General features: G+C 42.3%; 1 protein-coding gene and 1 pseudogene. Both read right to left on the bottom strand.

What is annotated here, in order from left to right; all coding sequences use genetic code 11:
- Positions 1–160: pseudogene (icmB, locus tag AC3LHT_RS04680) on the bottom strand (coenzyme B12-dependent isobutyryl CoA mutase small subunit); the annotation flags it as partial.
- Positions 161–175: 15 nt separating this feature from the next.
- Positions 176–908 (bottom strand): methylmalonyl-CoA mutase family protein (locus AC3LHT_RS04675; protein WP_488662117.1); only part of this gene is annotated, 733 nt, incomplete at its 5' end.

The following is a 908-nucleotide window of genomic DNA, read 5'->3' as shown; positions in this document are numbered from 1 at the left end:
CCTGTAATGCTGCTTTTGCGATATCTTCTGGAGATTGTCTGAGACCCGTATAAATTACCTCCATGCCAGCATCTCTAAGAGCCATGGCAACAACCTTCGCACCGCGATCATGGCCGTCAAGACCGGGCTTTGCAATCAGAACCTTTATCTTCTTCCCCATTTCACTCACTCCCTTTTATAGGATAACGGCTTCTGTATATTCCCCAAAAACTTCCCTTAAGACATTGGAAATTTCTCCTATGGTAGCATATGCCTTTACGGCTTCTATGATATAGGGCATGAGGTTTTCTTTGTTGTCTAAAGCTACTTTTTTGAGCTGTTCCAGACTCTTGTGGACTTTCTCGTTATTTCTGTCTTTTTTGAGCTTTTTCAATCGGCTCTTTTGTTTTTCTTCCAATTCCGGATCGATTTTCAAAATTTTCATTGGTTTGTCCTCTTTCGAGGTGAATTTGTTAACGCCAACGATTACTTGCTCCCCCTTTTCTATCTCAAGTTGGGCTTTATACGCAGAATTAAGTATTTCTTTCTGAATATATCCATCTTCTATTGCTCGAACCATGCCTCCTAGCTCATCGATCTTCTTTAAATATTCAGTGGCATCCTTTTCTACTTCGTTGGTTAAGTATTCTACAAAATAAGAACCGCCAAGTGCATCCACGACATCTGCTACACCTGTTTCGTGAGCTATGATCTGCTGGGTTCTCAAAGCGATTGTAACCGACTCTTCAGTTGGCAAACCCAGGGCCTCATCGAAGGAATTTGTATGCAGTGATTGCGTACCACCAAGCACAGCAGCAAGTGCTTGAAAAGCTACTCTTATAATGTTATTCATCGGCTGCTGAGCGGTAAGAGTAGATCCGCCAGTCTGTGTGTGGAACCTCAATTTAAGAGCTTTGCTGTCAGTTACT

Source organism: Kosmotoga sp., from assembly GCF_982836095.1.
The sequence above is the reverse complement of the archived record's forward strand: the minus strand, read 5'-3'. Positions and strand labels throughout refer to the sequence as shown.